Source organism: Leptotrichia sp. oral taxon 218 (genome assembly GCF_018128225.1).
In the GTDB taxonomy this organism is placed as follows: Bacteria; Fusobacteriota; Fusobacteriia; order Fusobacteriales; family Leptotrichiaceae; genus Leptotrichia.
In genome coordinates this window covers 1,424,070-1,444,324 of record NZ_CP072377.1, presented here as the reverse complement: position 1 = coordinate 1,444,324, position 20,255 = coordinate 1,424,070, and the positions used below count along the sequence as shown (strand labels likewise).

At 27.8% G+C, this 20,255-nt stretch carries 20 protein-coding genes and 1 CRISPR repeat array; of the genes, 19 read left to right on the top strand and 1 reads right to left on the bottom strand.

The features are described from left to right. The first annotated feature begins 11 nt into the window (after positions 1-11). The 5 genes from J5A73_RS06680 (at position 12) to J5A73_RS06660 (ending at position 3,671) form a co-directional block, all read left to right on the top strand. Positions 12-308 carry a hypothetical protein gene (locus J5A73_RS06680; RefSeq protein WP_211614229.1) on the top strand — a complete coding sequence of 99 codons (297 nt, stop codon included), beginning with the start codon at positions 12-14 and terminating at the stop codon, positions 306-308. Between the two features lie 149 nt (positions 309-457). Then, positions 458-739, top strand: a complete 282-nt coding sequence (locus J5A73_RS06675) for a cupin domain-containing protein (protein ID WP_211614221.1) — start codon at positions 458-460, stop codon at positions 737-739. Between the two features lie 20 nt (positions 740-759). Continuing rightward, complete coding sequence (locus J5A73_RS06670) at positions 760-1,428, top strand: TraX family protein (protein WP_211614219.1); 669 nt, start codon at positions 760-762, stop codon at positions 1,426-1,428. A gap of 40 nt (positions 1,429-1,468) precedes the next feature. Continuing rightward, positions 1,469-2,125 (top strand): endonuclease III, encoded by a 657-nt coding sequence (gene nth / locus J5A73_RS06665; RefSeq protein WP_211614217.1) that lies wholly within the window; start codon positions 1,469-1,471, stop codon positions 2,123-2,125. Positions 2,126-2,159: 34 nt separating this feature from the next. Then, positions 2,160-3,671 (top strand): D-alanyl-D-alanine carboxypeptidase family protein, encoded by a 1,512-nt coding sequence (locus J5A73_RS06660; RefSeq protein WP_211614215.1) that lies wholly within the window; start codon positions 2,160-2,162, stop codon positions 3,669-3,671. A 189-nt stretch (positions 3,672-3,860) separates the two neighbouring features. On the opposite strand, the gene J5A73_RS06655 is transcribed toward J5A73_RS06660, so the two are convergent. Further along, positions 3,861-4,958, bottom strand: coding sequence for an RNA-guided endonuclease TnpB family protein (locus tag J5A73_RS06655; RefSeq protein ID WP_211614213.1), 1,098 nt, complete (start codon positions 4,956-4,958; stop codon positions 3,861-3,863). A 244-nt stretch (positions 4,959-5,202) separates the two neighbouring features. On the opposite strand from J5A73_RS06655, the gene kdsB reads away from it, so the two are divergent. The 14 genes from kdsB to csx2 all read left to right on the top strand — a co-directional run bounded on the left by kdsB (position 5,203) and on the right by csx2 (position 20,192). Continuing rightward, positions 5,203-5,949, top strand: a complete 747-nt coding sequence (gene kdsB / locus J5A73_RS06650) for a 3-deoxy-manno-octulosonate cytidylyltransferase (protein WP_211614211.1) — start codon at positions 5,203-5,205, stop codon at positions 5,947-5,949. A 40-nt stretch (positions 5,950-5,989) separates the two neighbouring features. Next, complete coding sequence (locus tag J5A73_RS06645) at positions 5,990-6,628, top strand: hypothetical protein (RefSeq protein ID WP_211614209.1); 639 nt, start codon at positions 5,990-5,992, stop codon at positions 6,626-6,628. Between the two features lie 27 nt (positions 6,629-6,655). Continuing rightward, positions 6,656-7,228 carry a hypothetical protein gene (locus tag J5A73_RS06640; RefSeq protein ID WP_211614191.1) on the top strand — a complete coding sequence of 191 codons (573 nt, stop codon included), beginning with the start codon at positions 6,656-6,658 and terminating at the stop codon, positions 7,226-7,228. Further along, a complete protein-coding gene (locus J5A73_RS06635) occupies positions 7,225-7,809 on the top strand; it encodes a hypothetical protein (protein ID WP_211614189.1) in 585 nt (194 codons plus the stop codon). Before J5A73_RS06640 ends, J5A73_RS06635 begins: the two co-directional genes overlap by 4 nt. A 9-nt stretch (positions 7,810-7,818) precedes the next feature. After that, positions 7,819-9,267 carry an alpha-amylase gene (locus J5A73_RS06630; protein WP_211614188.1) on the top strand — a complete coding sequence of 483 codons (1,449 nt, stop codon included), beginning with the start codon at positions 7,819-7,821 and terminating at the stop codon, positions 9,265-9,267. An 83-nt stretch (positions 9,268-9,350) separates the two neighbouring features. Beyond that, a complete protein-coding gene (locus J5A73_RS06625) occupies positions 9,351-9,548 on the top strand; it encodes a hypothetical protein (protein ID WP_211614185.1) in 198 nt (65 codons plus the stop codon). Between the two features lie 26 nt (positions 9,549-9,574). Beyond that, entirely contained in the window at positions 9,575-10,717 is a 1,143-nt protein-coding gene (gene proB, locus J5A73_RS06620) for a glutamate 5-kinase (protein WP_211614183.1), read from the top strand. Positions 10,718-10,858: 141 nt separating this feature from the next. Next, complete coding sequence (locus J5A73_RS06615) at positions 10,859-12,118, top strand: glutamate-5-semialdehyde dehydrogenase (RefSeq protein ID WP_211614181.1); 1,260 nt, start codon at positions 10,859-10,861, stop codon at positions 12,116-12,118. A 98-nt stretch (positions 12,119-12,216) separates the two neighbouring features. After that, on the top strand, positions 12,217-13,089 hold the full coding sequence (locus J5A73_RS06610; protein ID WP_211614179.1) for a tetratricopeptide repeat protein: 873 nt from the start codon (positions 12,217-12,219) through the stop codon (positions 13,087-13,089). A gap of 45 nt (positions 13,090-13,134) precedes the next feature. After that, on the top strand, positions 13,135-13,941 hold the full coding sequence (gene proC, locus J5A73_RS06605) for a pyrroline-5-carboxylate reductase (RefSeq protein WP_211614177.1): 807 nt from the start codon (positions 13,135-13,137) through the stop codon (positions 13,939-13,941). A 293-nt stretch (positions 13,942-14,234) separates the two neighbouring features. After that, positions 14,235-15,085: a CRISPR direct-repeat array (repeat unit 37 nt; unit sequence GTTAAACTAGTTTATCCATTAAAACAAGGATTGAAAC). Positions 15,086-15,399: 314 nt separating this feature from the next. After that, positions 15,400-16,092 (top strand): GTPase family protein, encoded by a 693-nt coding sequence (locus tag J5A73_RS06600; RefSeq protein ID WP_211614175.1) that lies wholly within the window; start codon positions 15,400-15,402, stop codon positions 16,090-16,092. Positions 16,093-16,414: 322 nt separating this feature from the next. Beyond that, entirely contained in the window at positions 16,415-17,419 is a 1,005-nt protein-coding gene (locus J5A73_RS06595) for a GTPase (protein ID WP_211614173.1), read from the top strand. Between the two features lie 113 nt (positions 17,420-17,532). Next, positions 17,533-17,733, top strand: coding sequence for a hypothetical protein (locus J5A73_RS06590; RefSeq protein WP_094080042.1), 201 nt, complete (start codon positions 17,533-17,535; stop codon positions 17,731-17,733). A gap of 344 nt (positions 17,734-18,077) precedes the next feature. Then, the gene (gene csx2 / locus J5A73_RS06585) at positions 18,078-20,192 is read left to right on the top strand and encodes a TIGR02221 family CRISPR-associated protein (RefSeq protein ID WP_211614171.1); all 2,115 of its coding nucleotides are present in this window, start codon (positions 18,078-18,080) and stop codon (positions 20,190-20,192) included. Positions 20,193-20,255: the final 63 nt, after the last annotated feature.

Here is a 20,255-nt window from a genome sequence, read left to right as displayed (position 1 = left end):
TTGCAAAAATTTTGACAAACGAGCAATTAGAACAATATAATTCTTATATAAATTCAAAAAAAAAGGATTTTAATGAAAAAATTGACAGAATTAAAAAACTTGAAGACAATGTAAATTTGACAAATCAGCAAAAAGCAAAAGTTCTAAAATTTGAGCGTGATTTTAAAAGAAATGTAGAAAATCTGAAAAACAACAGATTGAGCGTAGAAATGTTTACACAAAAATATGAAGATTTGAAAAAAATTAGAAATGAAAAAATTCGTTCAGTTTTGACTGATGAACAAAGTAAGTTTTTGGATGAAAATTAAAAAATTAAGAGTAGATTTTAAAAATAAATTTACTCTATTTTTTTTATTTCAAGAGAAAAATATAATTAGTAAAAATATAAAAATTACCTTGATTTTTTTTTGTGTATTTGATAAAATCAAAATATAAAAAAAGTATTGGAGGGATTTTAGTGGTTGGAAATGTAAAAAATGAGATTGGATTGATGTTTTCAAAAGACAATTTTATGTTAGTAAAGAAAGCATTAAAAAAAGGTGAAAAAGTTGAAAAACATAATCACGAAAATGAAGAAATTATTTTCACAGTTTTAAAAGGAAAAGTGGAAGTTTTTTTAAACGAAAAAGAAAATCATGTTTTAGTGCCAGGAGAAATTTTACAATTTGATGGGATAAACTTTATAAGCGCAGTTGCAATGGAAGACTCTGAATTTAGTGTCACGCTTATAAAAAAATAAATAAACAAATAGACAAATAAATGGATTTATTTTGGATAAAGATAATTGGCATAATAACAATGTTTATTGACCATTATCATTTTGTAATTGGTGGAAGTTTGATTCTTAACATAATTGGAAGGTTGGCTTTTCCAATATTTGCATTTTCTCTTAATGAAGGATATTTTCATACGAGTAATTTAAAAAAATATTTAATTAGATTATTTATTTTTGCAATAATTATACAAATTCCTGCAATTTTATTTAAACTTAATTATCCAGTAAATATATTTTTTACGCTATTTTTTGGATTACTTGCAATTTATATTTTAAATTTAAAAAATAAAAAAATGCCTTTATATATTTTTGTTTTTTTAAAAATATTTTTGATATTTTTAATTTTTTATATAAGTAAAAAATTTAAATTTGATTATGGAATATATGGAATTTTGCTTATAATAATTTTTAATATATTTAGAAACAAAAAATTATTTTTATTTTTAGCGTTTTTTTTATTAAATTTAACAATTATAATTTTTCCAAATATTTTTGAGTTATTTAAAATACAATTTTTTTCAATATTTTCATTGATTTTTATATTTTTTTATAACGGAAAAAAAGGCAAAAGTTTAAAATGTTTTTTCTATCTATTTTATCCGATACATTTTTTAATTTTAGAAACAATAAATTTCTTACTTAAAAAGCTGTGATATGAAAAGTGAGAGTTAAAATAAATAATAAGGTGATAAAATGACGAAAAAAGAAAGATTTGATAAAGTGTTTCCGATATTGGAAAAAAAATTTGGTAAAGCAAAAGCGGCTCTAAATTACGAAACACCATTTCAGTTTATGATAGCTGTAATACTTTCAGCGCAATGTACGGATGCAAGAGTAAATATCGTCACAAAAGAGCTGTTTAAAGTTGTTAAAAATCCAGAAGATATTAGAAAAATGGATATTAAAACGCTTGAAGAATACATTAAATCGACAGGATTTTTTAGAAATAAAGCTAAAAATATAAAATTAAATGCTCAAATGATGAAAGAAAAGTATAATGATAAATTACCAAAAACAATGGAAGAATTATTAATTTTACCAGGAGTTGGGAGAAAGACGGCAAATGTCATTTTGGGAGATTTGTGGAATATTAGACAAGGAATTGTTGTAGATACACATGTTAAAAGGCTCTCAAATTTAATTGGATTTGTTGATAGCGATAATCCAGAAATTATTGAAAGAGAACTTATGAAATTTGTACCAAAGAAATATTGGTTTGAGTATTCGCATTATTTGATTTTGCATGGCAGGGACAAATGTGTGGCTCGTAGACCAAAATGCACAGAGTGCGAAATAAATAAATATTGTAAACATGGACAAAAATTAGTTAATAAAGATAAAGATTTATAAATAAAAAAGAAAGGAATATAAAGAAAGGAATATAATGTTTAGTAAAACGAAAAAATTTTTAATTTTAACAGTATTTTTTGCAGCTTTGCTGTATGGGGAAGGAGAAGGAACAAGCGACAGACAAGATAGTGGAAGTAGTAAAAGTGAAACGGTAAAAGAAGTAAGAAGCAGTTCAGAAGAGATAGATCAAGCAACAAAAAGAGGGAATACTAGTTCTCGTGAACATTCAGAAAAATCTTCAAAAAATATTAACAGAAATAAAAATAAAGAAAATAAAGAAGTGAGAAAAGATGTAGAACAACATACGATATCTTCTAAAAGTACATCTGAAAAAACACCAAGCAGTTTAAATAACACAAAAAAAGTTGAAAATTCAAAACCAAAAGCAACTTCTTCAGTTAAATCAACTTTAAAAAATAAAAAGCCTGTAAAAATTGTAAAAGCGGTAGAAAAAGAAAAAGAAGGGGATTCAAAATATAACGGAAAAGTTATAAGATTTATAGCTACGACAGATGGAAAAGTTATAAAAAATGAAGATGCAAAACAAAAACATCCGATAGCTTCGCTTACAAAAGTTATGAATATCATGGTCGCACTTGACCAAGTCGATAAAGGAAAGGTAAAATTAAGCGACAAAGTTTGCTTTACGCCTGATGTGGTTGATACAGGTGGAAGCTGGTTAAATGCAAAAGCAGGAGATTGTTTTACACTAAGAGATTTACTTCGTGCAGAAATAATTTATTCGGCAAATAATGCAGCTTATATGGTTGCTTCTTACATTGGAAAAGGAAATCTTGACAACTATGTAAAACTTATGAATGAAAAAGCAAAAGAGTTTGGAATGAAGGATACACAGTATTTTACACCAGCTGGTCTTCCAACTTCGATGACTAAAAAGCAAATGGATGTTTCTACAGCATACGATATGTATTTACTAGGGCGTCAAGCGATTAAAGATGAAAGACTTAGGGAATGGATGAGCGAAAAAGAACTTGAGTTGTTAAATGACAAAGGTGAAGAAGTTGTCTACAATAATCGTAATCACTTGCTTGGACAATTTGGAGTTTTTGGACTTAAAACAGGATTTCATGAACAAGCTGGATACAATATGATAGTTTCAAGTAAACTTGGAAATCTTGAGATAATTTCAGTTTCGCTTGGAAATAAAAGCGATATTGAGAGAACAGAAGGTCAGAAAAAAGAATTTCAAGCGATAGAAAAAAATCTTGTGCCAATTTACAAAGCTGGACAAGTTGTGGCAAATAAATTTAAAATAAAAAATGCTGAAAAAAAAGAAATTAATGGAATTTTAGCTGATAATGTCTATCAATTAGGAAATAATACGGATTATAAATTTGAAGTAAAAGATTTGAGAATTACAGCAGAAAAAGATGGAATTTCAAAAGGAGATGTAATCGGTAAATTACAAGTGTTGTCAAATGATGATAAAGTAGTAAATACAATTGATATAGTTGCAAATAACGACTACAAGCAATTATCATTATTTGGAAAAGTTTTGAGATTTGTAACTTTCGGAATGGCATAAAATAAAAAAAATACACTTTTAAGAATTAATTTAAATTTAATATTCTTGAGAGTGTTTTTTTTGTGTAAATTAGTGAACTACTCCCGCTTTTAGAAGCGGAAGCTTCTTGGGAAGTATCTGCGCATGACTAGCCAAATATATTTACCAAGCTCTTCGGGTAGTTCCTACCCTGTTTTTTTTTATATTTTCCTAATATTCCAACATCAATTTTCCAATGTTTTTTATATTCAGTGCCACATTGTAATCCCTATCAATCTCAATTCCACAGCACTTACATTCATAACTTCTTTCTGATAATTTCAGTTCCTCTTTAACATTTCCACATTTACTGCAAGTTTTCGATGACGGAAACCATTTATCTATCTTCAAAAATTGTTTTCCTGAAAACATCAACTTATACTCAAGCATTCTCAAAAACATTCCCCATCCATTATCTCCTACACTTTTCCCAAAATTTAATGCCTGGCTCATCCCTTTCATATTCAAATCTTCGACAACCACAGCATTATATGTTTCAGACAATTTTTTCGACAATTTATGCAAAAAATCTCTTCGACAATTTTTGATATACTCATGTAATTTTGATATTTTCATTTTTTGTTTATACCAATTTTTAGAAAATTTCACTTTTCTCGATAATGATTTCTGTAATTTTTTCAATTCTTCTTCCAACATTCTAAAATATTTTGGATAATCAGCTCTTTGGTTTTCAGAACTGACAAATAATTCAGACATCGAAAAATCAAGTCCAATTACTTTATCGCTACTTGGTATTTTTTGAATTTCTTTTTCAAATTCTGTCAAAATAGAAATATAGTAATTTCCATTACTGTTTGTCAATGTTACTGATTTTATCTTGTAATCCTTCGGTATTTCTCTATGATATTTTAATTTTATTCTTTTCAATTTTGGCAAGACCAAATATTTATTCTCCTCAATTCGTATCGAATTATTCACACAATTTGTTGTATAACTTTTAACATTATTCTTTTTAGATTTGAACCTTGGAAATTTCGCTCTCTTCTGAAAAAAATTTGTAAACGATCGTTTTACATTCAATTGAGCATTTGAAAGTGCCAAACTGTCTACTTCTTTTAGAAATTTATTTTCACTTTTCAAACTAGCAGGTGTAATTATTTTATTTTTTCCAGTTTCTTCATAAAATTTATTCGCAGTGTACAAAATTGTATTGTAAACAAAACGAACACATCCAAAAGTCTTATTTATCAATAATTCTTGCTCTTTATTTGGATAAATTCTGTATTTGAATGCTAAATTATATTTCATGAAATTACACCTCCTTTTGATTTTGAATATTATTTTTAATTATTTATTTAGAGATTTTATCATTAATGATTTCTCTTCGATATTTTATACAAAAATTGTATCATAAGAGTATCTTTTTTTCAATTTTTTTTACAAAAAAAGCAATTCATCTCCCACTTATAGAAATCGGAGACTTCTTGCTATCTTTTTGTTAAAAAATATGATAAAATTAAATGTAAAATAAAATTTAAAAAGGGAGAAAAATATGAAAATATTGGGAGTGATTCCAGCAAGGTTTGCTTCAACAAGGTTTGAAGGAAAGCCATTAAAAGATATAAATGGAAATCCGATGATAGAATGGGTTTACAAACGAGCTAAAAATGCAGATATTGATGAATTAATTGTTGCAACTGACGATAAAAGAATATTTGACGCAGTTAAAAAATTTGGCGGAAATGTGGTTATGACTTCAAATAATCACAAAAATGGGACTTCAAGAATAATTGAAGTTATAAATAAAGAAAAATATAAAGATTTTGATTTTGTAATAAATATTCAAGGAGATGAGCCGTTAATAGATATTAAGTCTATAAATATTTTGGCTGATAATTATAGAAGCCAAAAGTCTGAAATTATTACATTAAAGCAAGAAATTGCTGAAAAAAGTGACATTTTAAATCCGAATGTTGTAAAAGTTATCACAGATTTTTATGATAATGCAATTTATTTTAGCAGGCTTCCAATTCCGTTTGAGCGGGAAAAAATACAAAATTTTAAATATTATCGACATATTGGGATTTATGGATATACAACAAAATTTTTGAATGAACTTAGTAATTTGAAAGATGGAATTTTGCAAAGAATGGAGTCGCTTGAACAGTTAAAATTTATGGAAAATGGTTATAAAATTAAAGTTTTGGAAACGGATTCCAAAGTTATTGGAGTTGATACAAAAGAGGACTTGGAAGAAGTTGTAAAATTTATTAGCAAAAATGGGATTATTTTAGAATAAAAATATTTTTAATAAAATTTTTTTAAAAGAGGTGTTTTTCATGAAAAGAAGAATATTGTTTTTAATTTTTTCTGTGCTATTTTTAAATTCTTGTGCAGCGACTGCGGTTGCGACTGGACTTTTAATGACTTATGAACTTGGGTGTTTTGAAGGGGAAATGAAAACTTGCGATTCAGATGATTCGGTTGCGAAAAAAGTGGCTAAAGGACTAACTTGGCCTGTGACAGAGCCGATAAAAAGCATTTCTGACAGTATAGAAGATTATCAGCCAAAAAGAAAAAATAGATACATGGCTTACTCAAATAAAAGTTATAAAGAATCTGTAAGTCGTGTAACATTACGAGTGATAGATAGAGAAATGACAACACAAATGATAAATATTTTGGGTAAAAACATACAAATTTCAGTTCCTAAAAATGTTGAATTAAAAGTTATAGATAATGGTATAGAAATGGTAGATGTACAGTCTGGCTATGGACTTCCAATAAAATTTTTTACTGTTTCAAATCCTTGTAATAATCAGGAAGACTGGAAAAATAAAGAATATAAAGATAAATATTTGAAAAAAATATTTAAAGATGAATATTTTTATTTAGAATCTTACACTTATGATGGAAAAGAGCTGGTAGATAAAATTGTAAAAGCAAACGATATGGAAAAAATTTGTGAAAATAATTAAAAAATTAATGATTGGAGAATTAATATTATGAAAAAAGCATTTTTATTAATTTTGAGTATAATTTGTTTAAATTCTTGTCATGCTCTTGTTATAAGACCGTTGACAGAAGCGACAGTTGCAGTTATAGGAGCACCGTTTTATGCAGTTGGTAAGTTACTTCCTAAACAAGATGAGACAGAGTATGGGAAATATAGAGAAGGTTATCGTGCCTATAAAGTCGAAGAATATAAAGATAGAATTGACAAATTGATGAGTGATATTTTACAAAGGGAATGGGAAAAAACGACATTTTTTTCTGGTTTTGTGGATGCGGATTACCATACAGAACAAATTTTACTTCCTAAAGGTTTAGTTGTAGAAAAAGATGTGTTGGTTGATAAAGAAACTGGTTATGGATTGCCTGTTCATTTTTTAAAAGATGAATATCCTTGTTATTTTGACACAAAAAAAGGGATATATGATTTGAAGTCAAAAGAAGAATATTTTATAAAAGGGAATAGAAGAGATTATTTTAGAATTGAAAGCGAAACTGAAAAAGGAAACTTACTTGAAAAAATGATTTTGGAAAAAAATAATGTGCAAAGAGGGTGTAAGCAATGAAAAAATTGATACTTTTTTTGATAATATTTACCAGTTTTATCGTATTTTCTGAGCAAAAAGATAAAAATAGTGAAATTTATGAAAAAAGAAAATATTCAACGGTTTTAAAAATTGAAAATGATGACTATGATAGAGCTATTGGGATAAGGACGAGCAATAGAAGAGATTTAAAAGGGGTAATGACAGTTATAATGGGAGGAAGTTTTTCTGTAGACAATGATGTGGCTAGTATATACAATCAAATATCTAAAAATGCGAATAAAGTTACATTGATTTATTTCGATGACAAAGATACACCTACTATAAAAAGAGTAATTGATACTTTAAAAAAGAAAAAATTTAGCGGAAAAGTTGAAGTTATTTCTTTTTTGAATAAAGAAAGCAGAATTTTAAAAAATAGTTTTGCAAAAAAAGATTGGAGTTATACAAATTATTATAATTTAGATGATATTTCAGAATTAGTTAGTTATGATGGGGAGAAAAAAACTAAAAGTGAAGTTATAAAAATATTTTTAGAAAAAATAAAAAAATCTTTAGAAAATAACGAAGATGATATAAATAAATTTTATGAAACAAATTAGGAGAAAAATATGATAAATGGAGTAATGATACAATATTTTGAGTGGAATTTAGCAGATGATGGAAAACATTGGGAAAGATTGAAAAATGATGCCGCTCATCTAAAAGAAATTGGAGTTTCGGCGGTTTGGATTCCACCTGCTTATAAAGGGACTTTTTCAGGAGATGTTGGATACGGCGTTTATGATTTGTGGGATTTGGGAGAGTTTAATCAAAAAGGAACTGTGCGTACAAAATATGGGACAAAAGAAGAACTTATTGATGCGATTAATGAACTTCATAAATATGGAATAAATGTCTATTTGGACGCTGTACTTAATCATAAGGGAGGTGCTGACGAAACAGAAAGATTTTTGGCAATAGAAGTGGACCCTGAAAACAGAAATGAAGAAATTTCAGAACCAAAAGAGATTGAAGGGTGGACAAAATTTACTTTTCCTGGAAGAAATAAGAAATATTCTGAATTTGAATGGAACTATACTCTTTTTAGCGGAGTTGACTACGATAATTTAACAGGGGAAACTGCAATTTATAAAATTGCTGGTGAAAATAAAGGATGGGCAGAAAATGTGGATTCTGAACTTGGAAATTATGACTATCTTATGAATGCTGATGTCGATTATTCACATCCTGAAGTGAGAAAGGAAATTATAAACTGGGGGAAATGGGTTGTAAACGAATTAAATCTTGATGGATTCAGAATGGATGCTGTAAAACATATAAGCGAAGATTTTATCAAGGAATTTTTAATTGAAGTAAGAAAAGTTTATGGAGAAAAATTTTATTCTGTTGGAGAATATTGGAAAGGTGACTTGGATACTTTAAAAACTTATTTAGAAAATATAGGATATGAAACTGATTTATTTGATGTGGGACTTCATTTTAATTTTCATGAAGCTTCGGTAGAAAAAGAAAACTATGATTTAACAACAATACTGGATAATTCAGTAATGCTTATGGATCCAATTAAAGCGGTAACATTTGTGGATAATCACGATTCGCAAAAGGGAAGCGCACTGGAATCTGAAATAGAAAGCTGGTTTATTCCGCATGCCTATGCAATAATATTACTTTCTGAAAAAGGTTACCCATGCTTATTTTATGGAGATTATTACGGCGTAGGAAATAATAAAAGTCCGCATGGATGGGTAATAGACAAACTTCTTCATGTGAGAAAAAATAATGCTTATGGAGAACAAATAAATTATTTTGATGATCCAAATATAATAGCTTTTTATAGAAAAGGTAGAGAAAATGAAATAAATACAGGATGTGTAGCTATTTTATCCAATGATGAAGATGGAGAAAAAGTTATTGAAGTTGGAAAAGATAGAATTGGACAAGTTTGGGAAGAAGTTACAGGAAGCGGATTTGAAGATGTAGTAATTGACGAAGAAGGAAATGCTGCATTTAGAGTTGAAGCGCAAAAAATTGCAGTTTGGGTACCTAAAAAGCAATAATTTAAAGTATGAAAAAACAAAAAAAATAAAAAAATGAAATTAAAAGGGAAAAAATTAAAGAAAAAAATTAAGGGAGAAAAATTATGAAAAAAATAAAATTAGTATTAATATTATCAGTCTTAGTGGGAGCGCTTAATTCTTGCACTGCAATTGCACTTGGAGCAGGAGCTGTTGCTGGAGGATATACTTGTACAAAAACTGATATTTGCAAAAATTTAACAAATAAAAAAGATAGCAATAAAAATGCTAAGTTAGAAAGTGCAAATGAGAGCGGACTGTAAAATTACAGAAAGGAAAAGTTATAAATATGAAAAAGCAAAATAAAAGAGAAGAAATTTTAGAAGATATACAAAGAATAGTAATAAAAGTTGGAACTTCTACGCTTACTGATGAAAATGGACAACTAAATTTGCAAAAAATGAAAAAAATAGTTGTGGAAATTAGTAATCTTCAAGATAAAGGATATGATGTAATACTTGTTTCATCTGGAGCAGTTGGAGCTGGAATGGGACTTCTTGAAATCGAAGAAAGACCAAAGTTGCTTTCAGAAAAACAAATGTTATCAGCAGTTGGACAAGTGACACTTATGCAAGTTTATCAGACTTTTTTTAAAAAATATGACAAACTTATTGGACAGCTTCTTTTGACTAAAGGAGAATTTTCAAACAGAAAAAGGTATTTGAATGTAAGAAATGTATGTAACGCCTTTTTGGATAAAAAAATAATTCCGATTATAAATGAAAATGATGCAATTGTTTCAGATGAGCTTAAAGTAGGAGATAATGATACGATGTCAGCGCTTGTTTCAGGACTGATTGATGCAGATTTATTAATTATTTTGTCGGATATAGATGGACTTTACAACAAAAATCCTAAGAAATATGAAGATGCCAATTTGATTGAAGTTGTTGGAGATATAAATGAAGATGTAAAAAATATGGCTGGAGGAAATGGCTCAAAATTTGGAACAGGTGGAATGATTACAAAAATATTGGCAGCAGAAATGGCAACAAAAATTGGGACAAATTTAGTTATCGTAAATGGAGATGACCCGAGAAATATTTCAAGAGTTGTGGAAAAAGAAAATATCGGAACATTGTTTGTAAGAAAAAATAAAAAAATTAGTTCTAAAAAATATTGGCTTGCTTATGGAACAAATAAAAAAGGTGAAGTTGTGGTTGATGAAGGTGCAGAAAAAGCTTTACTTTCAGGAAAAAGTTTGCTTCCAATAGGAATTAAATCAGTTTTTGAAACATTTGACAGAGGTGGAGTCTTGGAGATAAAAAATGCTGAAAATAAAATTATTGCAAATGGAATTTCAAACTATTCGTCAGATGAAATTGAATTAATAAAAGGGCAAAAAAGTGAAGATATTGAAAAAATATTGGGACATAAGTATGATAATGTCGTGATTCATGCGGACAATATTGTTTTGATTGAAAATGTATAAATTTAATTTAAAAAAATTTTGAAAAATAATTCATTAATGCAAAGTATTTAGGATTTTTTTTTAAATAAAATAAAGTAAAGTATATTTGAATAAATTTTTATAAATTATTAATATTAATAAATTGGAATAGGAGAAAAAATTATGAATAAATATATTGAAGAAATGGGGAAAAAGGCAAAAATTGCTTCTCAAAAACTTTTGACGCTTGATACAAAAACTAAGAATAATGCACTTTGTGCTATTGCGGATGAATTGATTAAAAAAAAAGAAGAAATAAAAGCGGCAAATAAAATTGATTTGGAAAATGGGAAAAAGTCAGGACTTAGTTTTGCGTTACTTGACAGAATGGAATTGACAGACGCTAGAATTGAAGGGATGGCACAAAGTTTGAGAGAAATTGCGGCATTTACTGATCCGATTGGAGAAATTTTAACTGGATGGAATCACAAAAATGGGATGTCGATTGCGAAAAAAAGAGTACCACTTGGCGTGATAGGAATGATTTATGAATCAAGACCAAATGTTACGATTGACGCAGCAGGGCTATGTTTAAAATCTTCAAATGCAGTAATTTTGAGAGGTTCTGAAAATGCAATAAATTCAAATATTTATTTGAATAAATTATTTAATGAAGTTGGAAAAAAAGCGGGAGTTCCTGAAAATTCAGTTCAATTGATTGAAAAGCCAGAACGGGAATTGGTAAAAGAAATGATAACTTTGAACGAATATATTGATGTTTTGATTCCAAGAGGCGGAAAAGGTTTAAAAAAATTTATGATTGAAAATGCAACAATTCCTGTAATTGAAACGGGAGCTGGAGTTTGTCATGTTTTTGTCGATGAAAGCGCAGATATTGAGATGGCTTTACCAATAATTGAAAATGCAAAAACTCAAAGACCTAGCACTTGTAATTCGATTGAAACAGTTTTGGTTCATAAAAATATTGCAAGTGAAATATTGCCAAAATTGACGGATATGATGATAAAAGATAAAGTTGAGCTTAGATACAGCAAAGAAGCGCTTGAAATTGTTGGAAACAGAAGCGATGTGAAATTGGCTCAAGATGAAGATTTTGGGATGGAATATTTGGATATGGTGCTGTCGCTAAAATTGGTGGACAATGTGGAAGAAGCAATTTGTTACATCAATGAGCACGGAACACATCACTCGGATTCGATTATTACAAAAAATATTCAAAATGCTGAAAAATTCTTGAATGAAGTGGATTCAGCAGCGGTTTATTTGAATGCGTCAACTAGATTTTCTGACGGCGGAGAATTTGGATTTGGTGGAGAAATCGGAATTTCTACGCAAAAATTACACGCTCGTGGGCCTATGGGAGTGAGAGAATTGACTACGACTAAGTATGTAATTCGTGGGAATGGACAAGTTAGAGAATAAAAAATTTTTTGTGTAAAATATTGAAGTCAGAATATAAAAAATTTTGATTATTAAAAGTTTAGATTTTGTAATTAAGAATTATAAAAAAGGAGATTATTGTGAAAAATAAGTATTTTAAAATTTTGATTTTATTAGCTTTTTTTATGTTAACTTTTGAAATTTTTGCTGAAAGTCAAGAAGAAATTATGAGAGTTACAAGGCAAGAATTAAAAGATTTGAAGATAAATGAAAAATCAATTGAAAAAACTTTTGAAGGAATTAAAATGCAGGAAGTAGATTTTTCTAAGTCAAAAAAACCATTTGAAGAAGCAGTTCAATTAGATGGGAAAAATTATCTTGCAATGCTTTATATTGGAACATACGAAAGAATGATTAATAAAGATAGCAAAAAAGCAATTGAATATTATCAAAAAGCAATAAAATTAAATCCAAAAAATCCTAGACCTTATAATAATATGGCAATCGCATATGCGTATTTAGGTGATAAGAAAAAATCTAACGAAACAATTCAAAAAATTATGTCGTTGTTTCCTGAATATCCAGAAGGTTACTATCAATGGGCTTTGAAATTGGCAGATGAAAAGAAATATTCTGAAAGTACTGAATATATGAAGAAAGCAATTGAAAAATATAACAAGATAAAAAAACTTGATTATTGGTATATAACTCAAGATGCAAAAGAACATTATATTATGGATGCACAGAAAATAATCATATATAATTATTTAGATCAAAATAAATTAACTGATGCAATAGACTTTTTCAAAGACGATATTTTCTTTAAAATGAAAGAAAATGGTTATCCCGATGTAGATAAGTTATTGGTTGCGATGTATGACAAAAATGAGAAACTGTATAAAAATAAAAATTCTAAATTGTATAAAGAAAATTTTGAAAAATTAAAATCTATTGAATTTGCAGGGCTTTTAATTAAAGCATACGATGATATGAAAACTAAAGACAAAAAATAATATGTGAAAAGTTAAATTTATCATAAATAAAAAAAGGAGCAAAAGATGAAAATAGGATTTATTGGAACAGGAAATATGGGAAGTTCGATAATTAAAGGAATTTTGTCTTCAAAATTTGAGGAAAATGAAAATATAAATATTTTCGATTTGGACAAAGACAAAGTGAATAATTTAGTCAAAGAATACGGAGTAAATGCCGTAAATAGTGAAAAAGAGCTGGCGAAAAATTGTGATATTATTATTTTGTCAGTAAAACCGCATATTATTCCCATCGTTTTAAAAAATTTGAGTGGAAATGTAAAAAAAGATACAATTATTTTGACAATTGCAGCTGGAATAAGTATTTCCGTGATTGAAAATACTTTGGGAGAAGATAAAAAAGTTGTTAGAACAATGCCAAATACTCCTGCTCAAGTACTTTCAGGAATGACAGCGGTTACATTTAATAAAAATATTGAAAATTCTGAAAAAGAAATAATTTTTAAACTTTTAAATAGTTTTGGGAAAAGTGTAGAAATTGAAGAAAAATTGATGCATGCATATACGGGAATAAGCGGCTCACTTCCAGCGTATGTCTACATGTTTATGGAAGCACTAGCTGACGGTGGCGTACTTTGCGGAATGCCAAGAAATAAAGCATACGAAATAGTTGCTCAAACTGTAGCAGGATCAGCAAAAATGCTTCTTGAAACAGGAAAACATCCAGGACAGTTAAAAGACGAAGTTTGCTCTCCAGCTGGAACGACAATCGAAGCAGTCAGAGTTTTAGAAAATGGAAATTTTCGTGGAAATGTAATTGAAGCGGTTGTAGCTTGTACGGAAAAATCAAAAGAAATGGCAGGAGAAAAGTAAATTTTACAAAGAAAAACTGAATTTTTTGTTTAGTTTTTCTTTTTTTTATAAAAAAATTTTGAAAAAAGAGAAAAATATGGTAAAATAAGTTTGTAGAAAAAGTTCCTACCACTACAAGAAATAAAAAAGTGTTAAGAAAATCCATTCAAAGCCAGTAAAAATGGGGATTAGGAGTTACGGAAAATGCTAAAAAAACGACAAAAATTGAAAAAAATTAAGCAAAAAAAAGCAATTTTAATGTCTGAAAAAATCTCTGTAACATTGATGAATAAAGGGTTTTCTTGAAAGTACGGGTTAAACTAGTTTATCCATTAAAACAAGGATTGAAACATTCCAAGTCTTTTACGGTTTTAATATATTCTGTTCCTGTTAAACTAGTTTATCCATTAAAACAAGGATTGAAACTACTAATTCTTCTCCCATATAGAAAGGCTCAGTTAATGTTAAACTAGTTTATCCATTAAAACAAGGATTGAAACATGATGTACTTTAATGCTAACCGTGAATTAGAATTAGTTAAACTAGTTTATCCATTAAAACAAGGATTGAAACCCTCTAATTGCTTGTCGTAAGTGTTTTGTAGTTCATTTGGTTAAACTAGTTTATCCATTAAAACAAGGATTGAAACTCTACGACATTACTATCAATTTCCCCTTTCGGGAAAGTTAAACTAGTTTATCCATTAAAACAAGGATTGAAACTTATGAAAGTTTTAAAGAATCGTTCTATTAGAGTTTTGGGTTAAACTAGTTTATCCATTAAAACAAGGATTGAAACATTCAGGAAAGAGTAGTTCCTATTGAACATTCTAATGCTGTTAAACTAGTTTATCCATTAAAACAAGGATTGAAACAACGAGAATACCCAATCGCTATCGAAACACAGATAGCAGGTTAAACTAGTTTATCCATTAAAACAAGGATTGAAACAATTCCTTGAAAATTTCGTATCTGCTATTAGCATACACATGTTAAAGTAGTTTATCCATTAAAACAAGGATTGAAACTTCAATGCTCTTCTGATAGCTGTGTAATGTGGTAATCGTTAAAGTAGTTTATCCATTAAAACAAGGATTGAAACGAAATAACATAGGTCGTTTGATAGTTGGTTAAAGTAGTTTATCCATTAAAACAAGGATTGAAACCATAAATTTTGTATCAGGTGTCATTGTGGCACTCAAGTTGAAATAATAATTCTATTAAAATAAAGATAAAAAATAAAAAAATATTTAATCACAGTTAAGTTATAAAACTGTGATTTTTTTTTGGAAATAAGTTAATTAGTAAAAAAAATAAGTTATAAGGATTGGATATAATTATTGTGTAAAGAATGAGAGAGAAAAATTTTTAAAATTTAAAAATAAAAAGAGTTATTTTTAGGAAAAAATAGGTTAGAGAGAAAAGGTATAATGATTTTGTAAATGAGAAAGAGAATAAAAAATATGGAGTGTGATTGATTATGACGAGTTTTAAATATTATAGAAAAAATGATATAGAAAAGAAATTGGAAAAAGCTAGATTTAGACCTTTGGATGTGATGGTAACAGGAGTAACAGGAGCAGGTAAATCGACAACATTAAATACAATTTTTAAAAAAAATGTGGCAACGGTTGGTAACGGTGTGGATCCTGAAACAATGGATTTAGATTCTTATTCGTTAAATGATGTATTTAGATTGTGGGATACTCCTGGATTAGGAGATGGTGTTGCGAATGATGAGATTCATAAAAGAAAATTGGTGGATTTGCTGTATAAAACTTATTCATTAGATGGAAATATTTATGGTTGGATAGATTCGGCAATTGTGGTTTTAGAAGGTTTGAATAGAGATATGGGAAGTACATATACATTGTTAAATGAGGTAATAGTTCCAAATATACAGGCAGATAGAATATTGGTAGTGATTAATCAAGCGGATATGGCAATGAAAGGCAGACATTGGAATAAGGAAACAAATAGACCAGATGAAGTGTTAGTAGATTTTTTAGAAAGACAAGCGTTATCTATACAAAATAGGGTAAAAGAAGCAACAGGAGTAACAATAAGAAAACCAGTATACTATTCAGCAGAATATGGTTATAACATAGAAAAATTATTAGATTTCATAATAGATAATATGATTGTAGAGAGAAGACCGTTAGTTAGAGCATAATGTAGATATTAAATTTTTTTGGAGTGATAAATATTGAAATTTAGATAAAAAAAATATTTTTGTAAGTTAAATAAAAAGAAAAATGAGTTATTTAAAAATGTTACCATAAGTTATAATAAAAATTTGATTTTTGGAGGAATGAAATATGGGAAGATTGATTAGGGAAAATGAAATGAGATATTATGGAGTTAAAATAAAAAGAGATAAACAAATTTTAAGAAATAAATTGATGTATTCAAGCAAAAAATAGGCTAAATTTTTGAAAAATAGTTTATGGTTAGAGAGTTATAATAAAAATAAATAAAAGAAAGAGGTATTGATTATGGCAAGAAATATATTTAAGGAAATTGAAAGAAGAGTGATGAATGAACAAATGGATGAAACTACGAGACAAAAATTATTGGGTAATTTATTGAGAATGAAGGAGCAACAAATTAATTTAATGGTTACAGGTGCAACAGGAGTGGGGAAAAGTAGTACTATTAATGCGTTGTTTGGAGAAGAAGTAGCAAAAGTAGGAACAAGTGTAAACCCAGAAACAATGGGAATTGATAAATATGAGTTGGATAATTTAGTAATATGGGACACTCCAGGATTAGGTGATGGAAGAGAAGCTGATAACAGACATAGTAAAATAATAATTGATAAGCTTTATGAAAAAGATAGAAATGGGAATTTGTTAATTGATTTGGTTTTGGTAATATTGGATGGTAGCAGTAGAGATTTAGGGACATCGTATGAATTAATAAATAGTGTGATTATACCAAATTTGGGGGAAAATAAGAAAAATAGAATATTAGTGGCGATTAATCAGGCAGATGTAGCGATGAAGGGAAAATATTGGAATGCACAAGAAAATCGACCTGAGAGAAAACTACAAGATTTTTTGGAAGATAAAGTTGCATCAGTGAGAAGAAGAATTAAAGAAGCTACAGGAATAGATGTCGAACCGATTTATTATAGTGCTGGAGACAAAGAAGAAGGATATATGCAACAAAAACCGTACAATTTATCAAAACTATTATACTACATATTACAACATACGCCAGAAGAAAAAAGATTAGTTTATGCACAAAATATTAATAAAGAAGAAGCTATGTGGAAAGACAATGATGATTTACAAGATTACAGAGCAGGAATTTTAGAAACATTTATGGAATCAGTAACAAGAGGAATGGCAATAGGTGGAACAATAGGTCAAGCAATAGGAGATATAGTAGGATTAGGTACAGTTGGAAGAGTAATAGGTACAGTAGGTGGAGCAATATTTGGAGTAGGAGTAAATATAATTAATGGATTTGTTGATTTTTTTGAAGGAATATTTTAGAAGATAAATAGAGGGTTTGGGTGGGTGGGAATAAAAAGTTGGTGAAAAAATTACATAAATAAGTTATTGAATTAATATATAATGAATCTAAAATAAAAAAGGAGGTGATAAAAATGACAGGAATTGAAGAAACAGTAGGCACAGTATTATTAGTAACAGCAGGCGTAGTTGCAGTGGCAGAAGGTGTAAATGAAACAGCAAAATTATTGAACGAAACAGTGAATACAGCAGATGAAATGTTTACAACAATGGGAAATATGGCAGAAGATTTTTGTAACGAAGTGTCTAATTTTTTTGATAGTTTTTGTTGGTAATTTTTAGTAAAAGTAGTAATTCTATTTTAGAGGAGGAATTATTCTGAATCTAAAATGGGATTACTACAAGCTAGATTGTTAAAATATAAAATAAAATTTTAAAAATACCAATTAAAGAAAGGAAGGTGATAAATATGTTGTTGTGTCTAATAGGTTTAGTAATTTTAGGAGGAGATCTTTAGAGAAAATGGTAGTTCTATTTTGAAGGAAGAATCATTCGGAATTTAAAGTGGAATAACTTGGACTAAATTAGTTGTTGTATTGATTTTTAAAATAAATGCGGTAAAATAATATTATTGAGAATAATTTAGAGAAAGAAAAATTATAATTAGAAGGAGAAAAAGATGGCTAAAATATTGATAGCAGGGTTGGGAAAAGGGATGATAGATCGTAATAGTGAAGAAAGAGATTACAGAAAAGCGGATTATAAAATAAAAATTGAAGAAACAGGAGAATATAAAATTTATAGAGATGAATATTTTGTAACATCGGTATTAGAAAAACATTATGATATAGATAAAACAATATATATTGGAACAGCAGGGTCGATGTGGGATAAACTTTATACACATTATTGTAAGAAAAATGGATTTTCGACTGAAAGTGAAGAATATGAAAAATATAGAGATGAATTGAGAAATGTTACTAAAAATGCGAATAAAAATACAGATGTTTTAAATATAAACAGTGAAAAATTTAATTCTATATTTGAGAATACAGAGAAAAAAGTACAAATAATAGTGACAAAATATGGAATGAATAAAAATGAAATATTTGAAAACTTTAATAAAATTATAGAAATCGTAAATTCTTTAAATAAAGAAGATGAAATTTATTTGGATATAACCCATTCTTTCAGATCAAATGCAATGTGGATATTTTTAGTGATGAACTATATTACAGAAGTTATTGATAAAAATATAAAAATAAAAATGATAACATATGGAATGCTAGAAGAAATGGATGATGATGAAATAGAAAAAGATTTAAATGGGAATCCTTTAAAAGTAGCTCCAATAATTAATTTGAAATCATTTTATGATTTAATGAAATGGATAAAAGGAGCGAACGCTTTTAAGCAATATGGGAATACTTATGAATTTTTAGATATGATTGAAGATAATAAGTTGAAAAATACATTAGAAGAATTTTCAAATTCAATGAATATGAACTATATTGGGAATATAAAAGAAAATATCGGAAAAATTAATCAAATGGAAAAAACAATAAAAACATTAGATGGACCTGCCAAACTATTATTACCAGATATTTTAGAAAGATTCGCACAAAATTTTGGTGAGAAACAGGAGACATTTGAGATATTATTAGATTTAGCAGAATGGCACTATAATCAAAAAAGATATTCAATGAGTTATGTAAATATTATTGAAGCTATTTATACTTTTACAGGAAAAATTTTAGAAGTTGAAGATATCAATAAAGGTAAAGAAGTATTAAGAGAATGGATAAATAGAATAACTGAAGAAAATAGAATAAAATATAAAGATTTGTCGGAAGAAGAAATAAGTAATAGAATAAAATTAAGTGAAATTTTTGAAAGTTCTAGGATTATTAGAAATAATATTTCGCATACATTGGAAAGTAGAGCAGAAATGCAAGAAATTATTTCAAAAATTCCAGAAAATATAAAAAAATTAAGAGAAATATTTAAAACTGAATATAAAAAAGGTGAGATTTATGAATCACAAGATTTAAAAATGCAACAGACATATACTTTTTTAGAAAAATTAGCTGAAAATGGTCAGTTTGCAGAAATTGGTAGAGTTGCATCTAATGGAATTTATGATTTTTTGTTTGAGGAACTTGGAGTACAAAAGTCAGGAGAAAATAAAAATACTGTAAAAAATTGGCTGGATAATAAAAAAGAGAATTTTGAAAAAGAATTAGAAAAAGAGCAGTTGTCTGAATTAATGCAGTTGTTTTTAGAAGTTAAAAATAATAGTAGAAGTATTACAAGAAAAGAAATAATTAAGAAGATAAGACATTTACAAAATATATTAACGAAAAAGTCATTTTTAGAAGCTATTGAAAATGTAAATTTAAATGATAAAAGAAGTTCTCAAACACAACAAGTGCCTAAAATAAATGTAAATAAAGAAGACAGAAAAATTTTAGTATTTAAAGAAATATTTGGAGAGCAAGAAAAAAAAGAAGTAATAAAAAAATATAAGATAAAAAGAATAAGCAAATTGAGTAGTGAAACTATAAAAGAATGGAAAAATCTTGAAAATGATAGCAACAAAGAAAAAAATATAAAAAGATTTAAAGATATAATAGACAGAAATATTGATTCAGGTGATATTTTATTGATAGAAGGAGAAGTTGGGATAACTTTTGAATTGGTAAATTGGGCGAAAGAAAAAGGAATTATTGCAATTTATGGAGTTGAAAAAGTGACAGATAATCTTTTACTTAAAGTGGAATTTTATGAATATTAAATTTCAAAATTATGTTATAGGAATTTTTGTGATTTTAAATAGTTATGTAAAATAAAGAAGTTT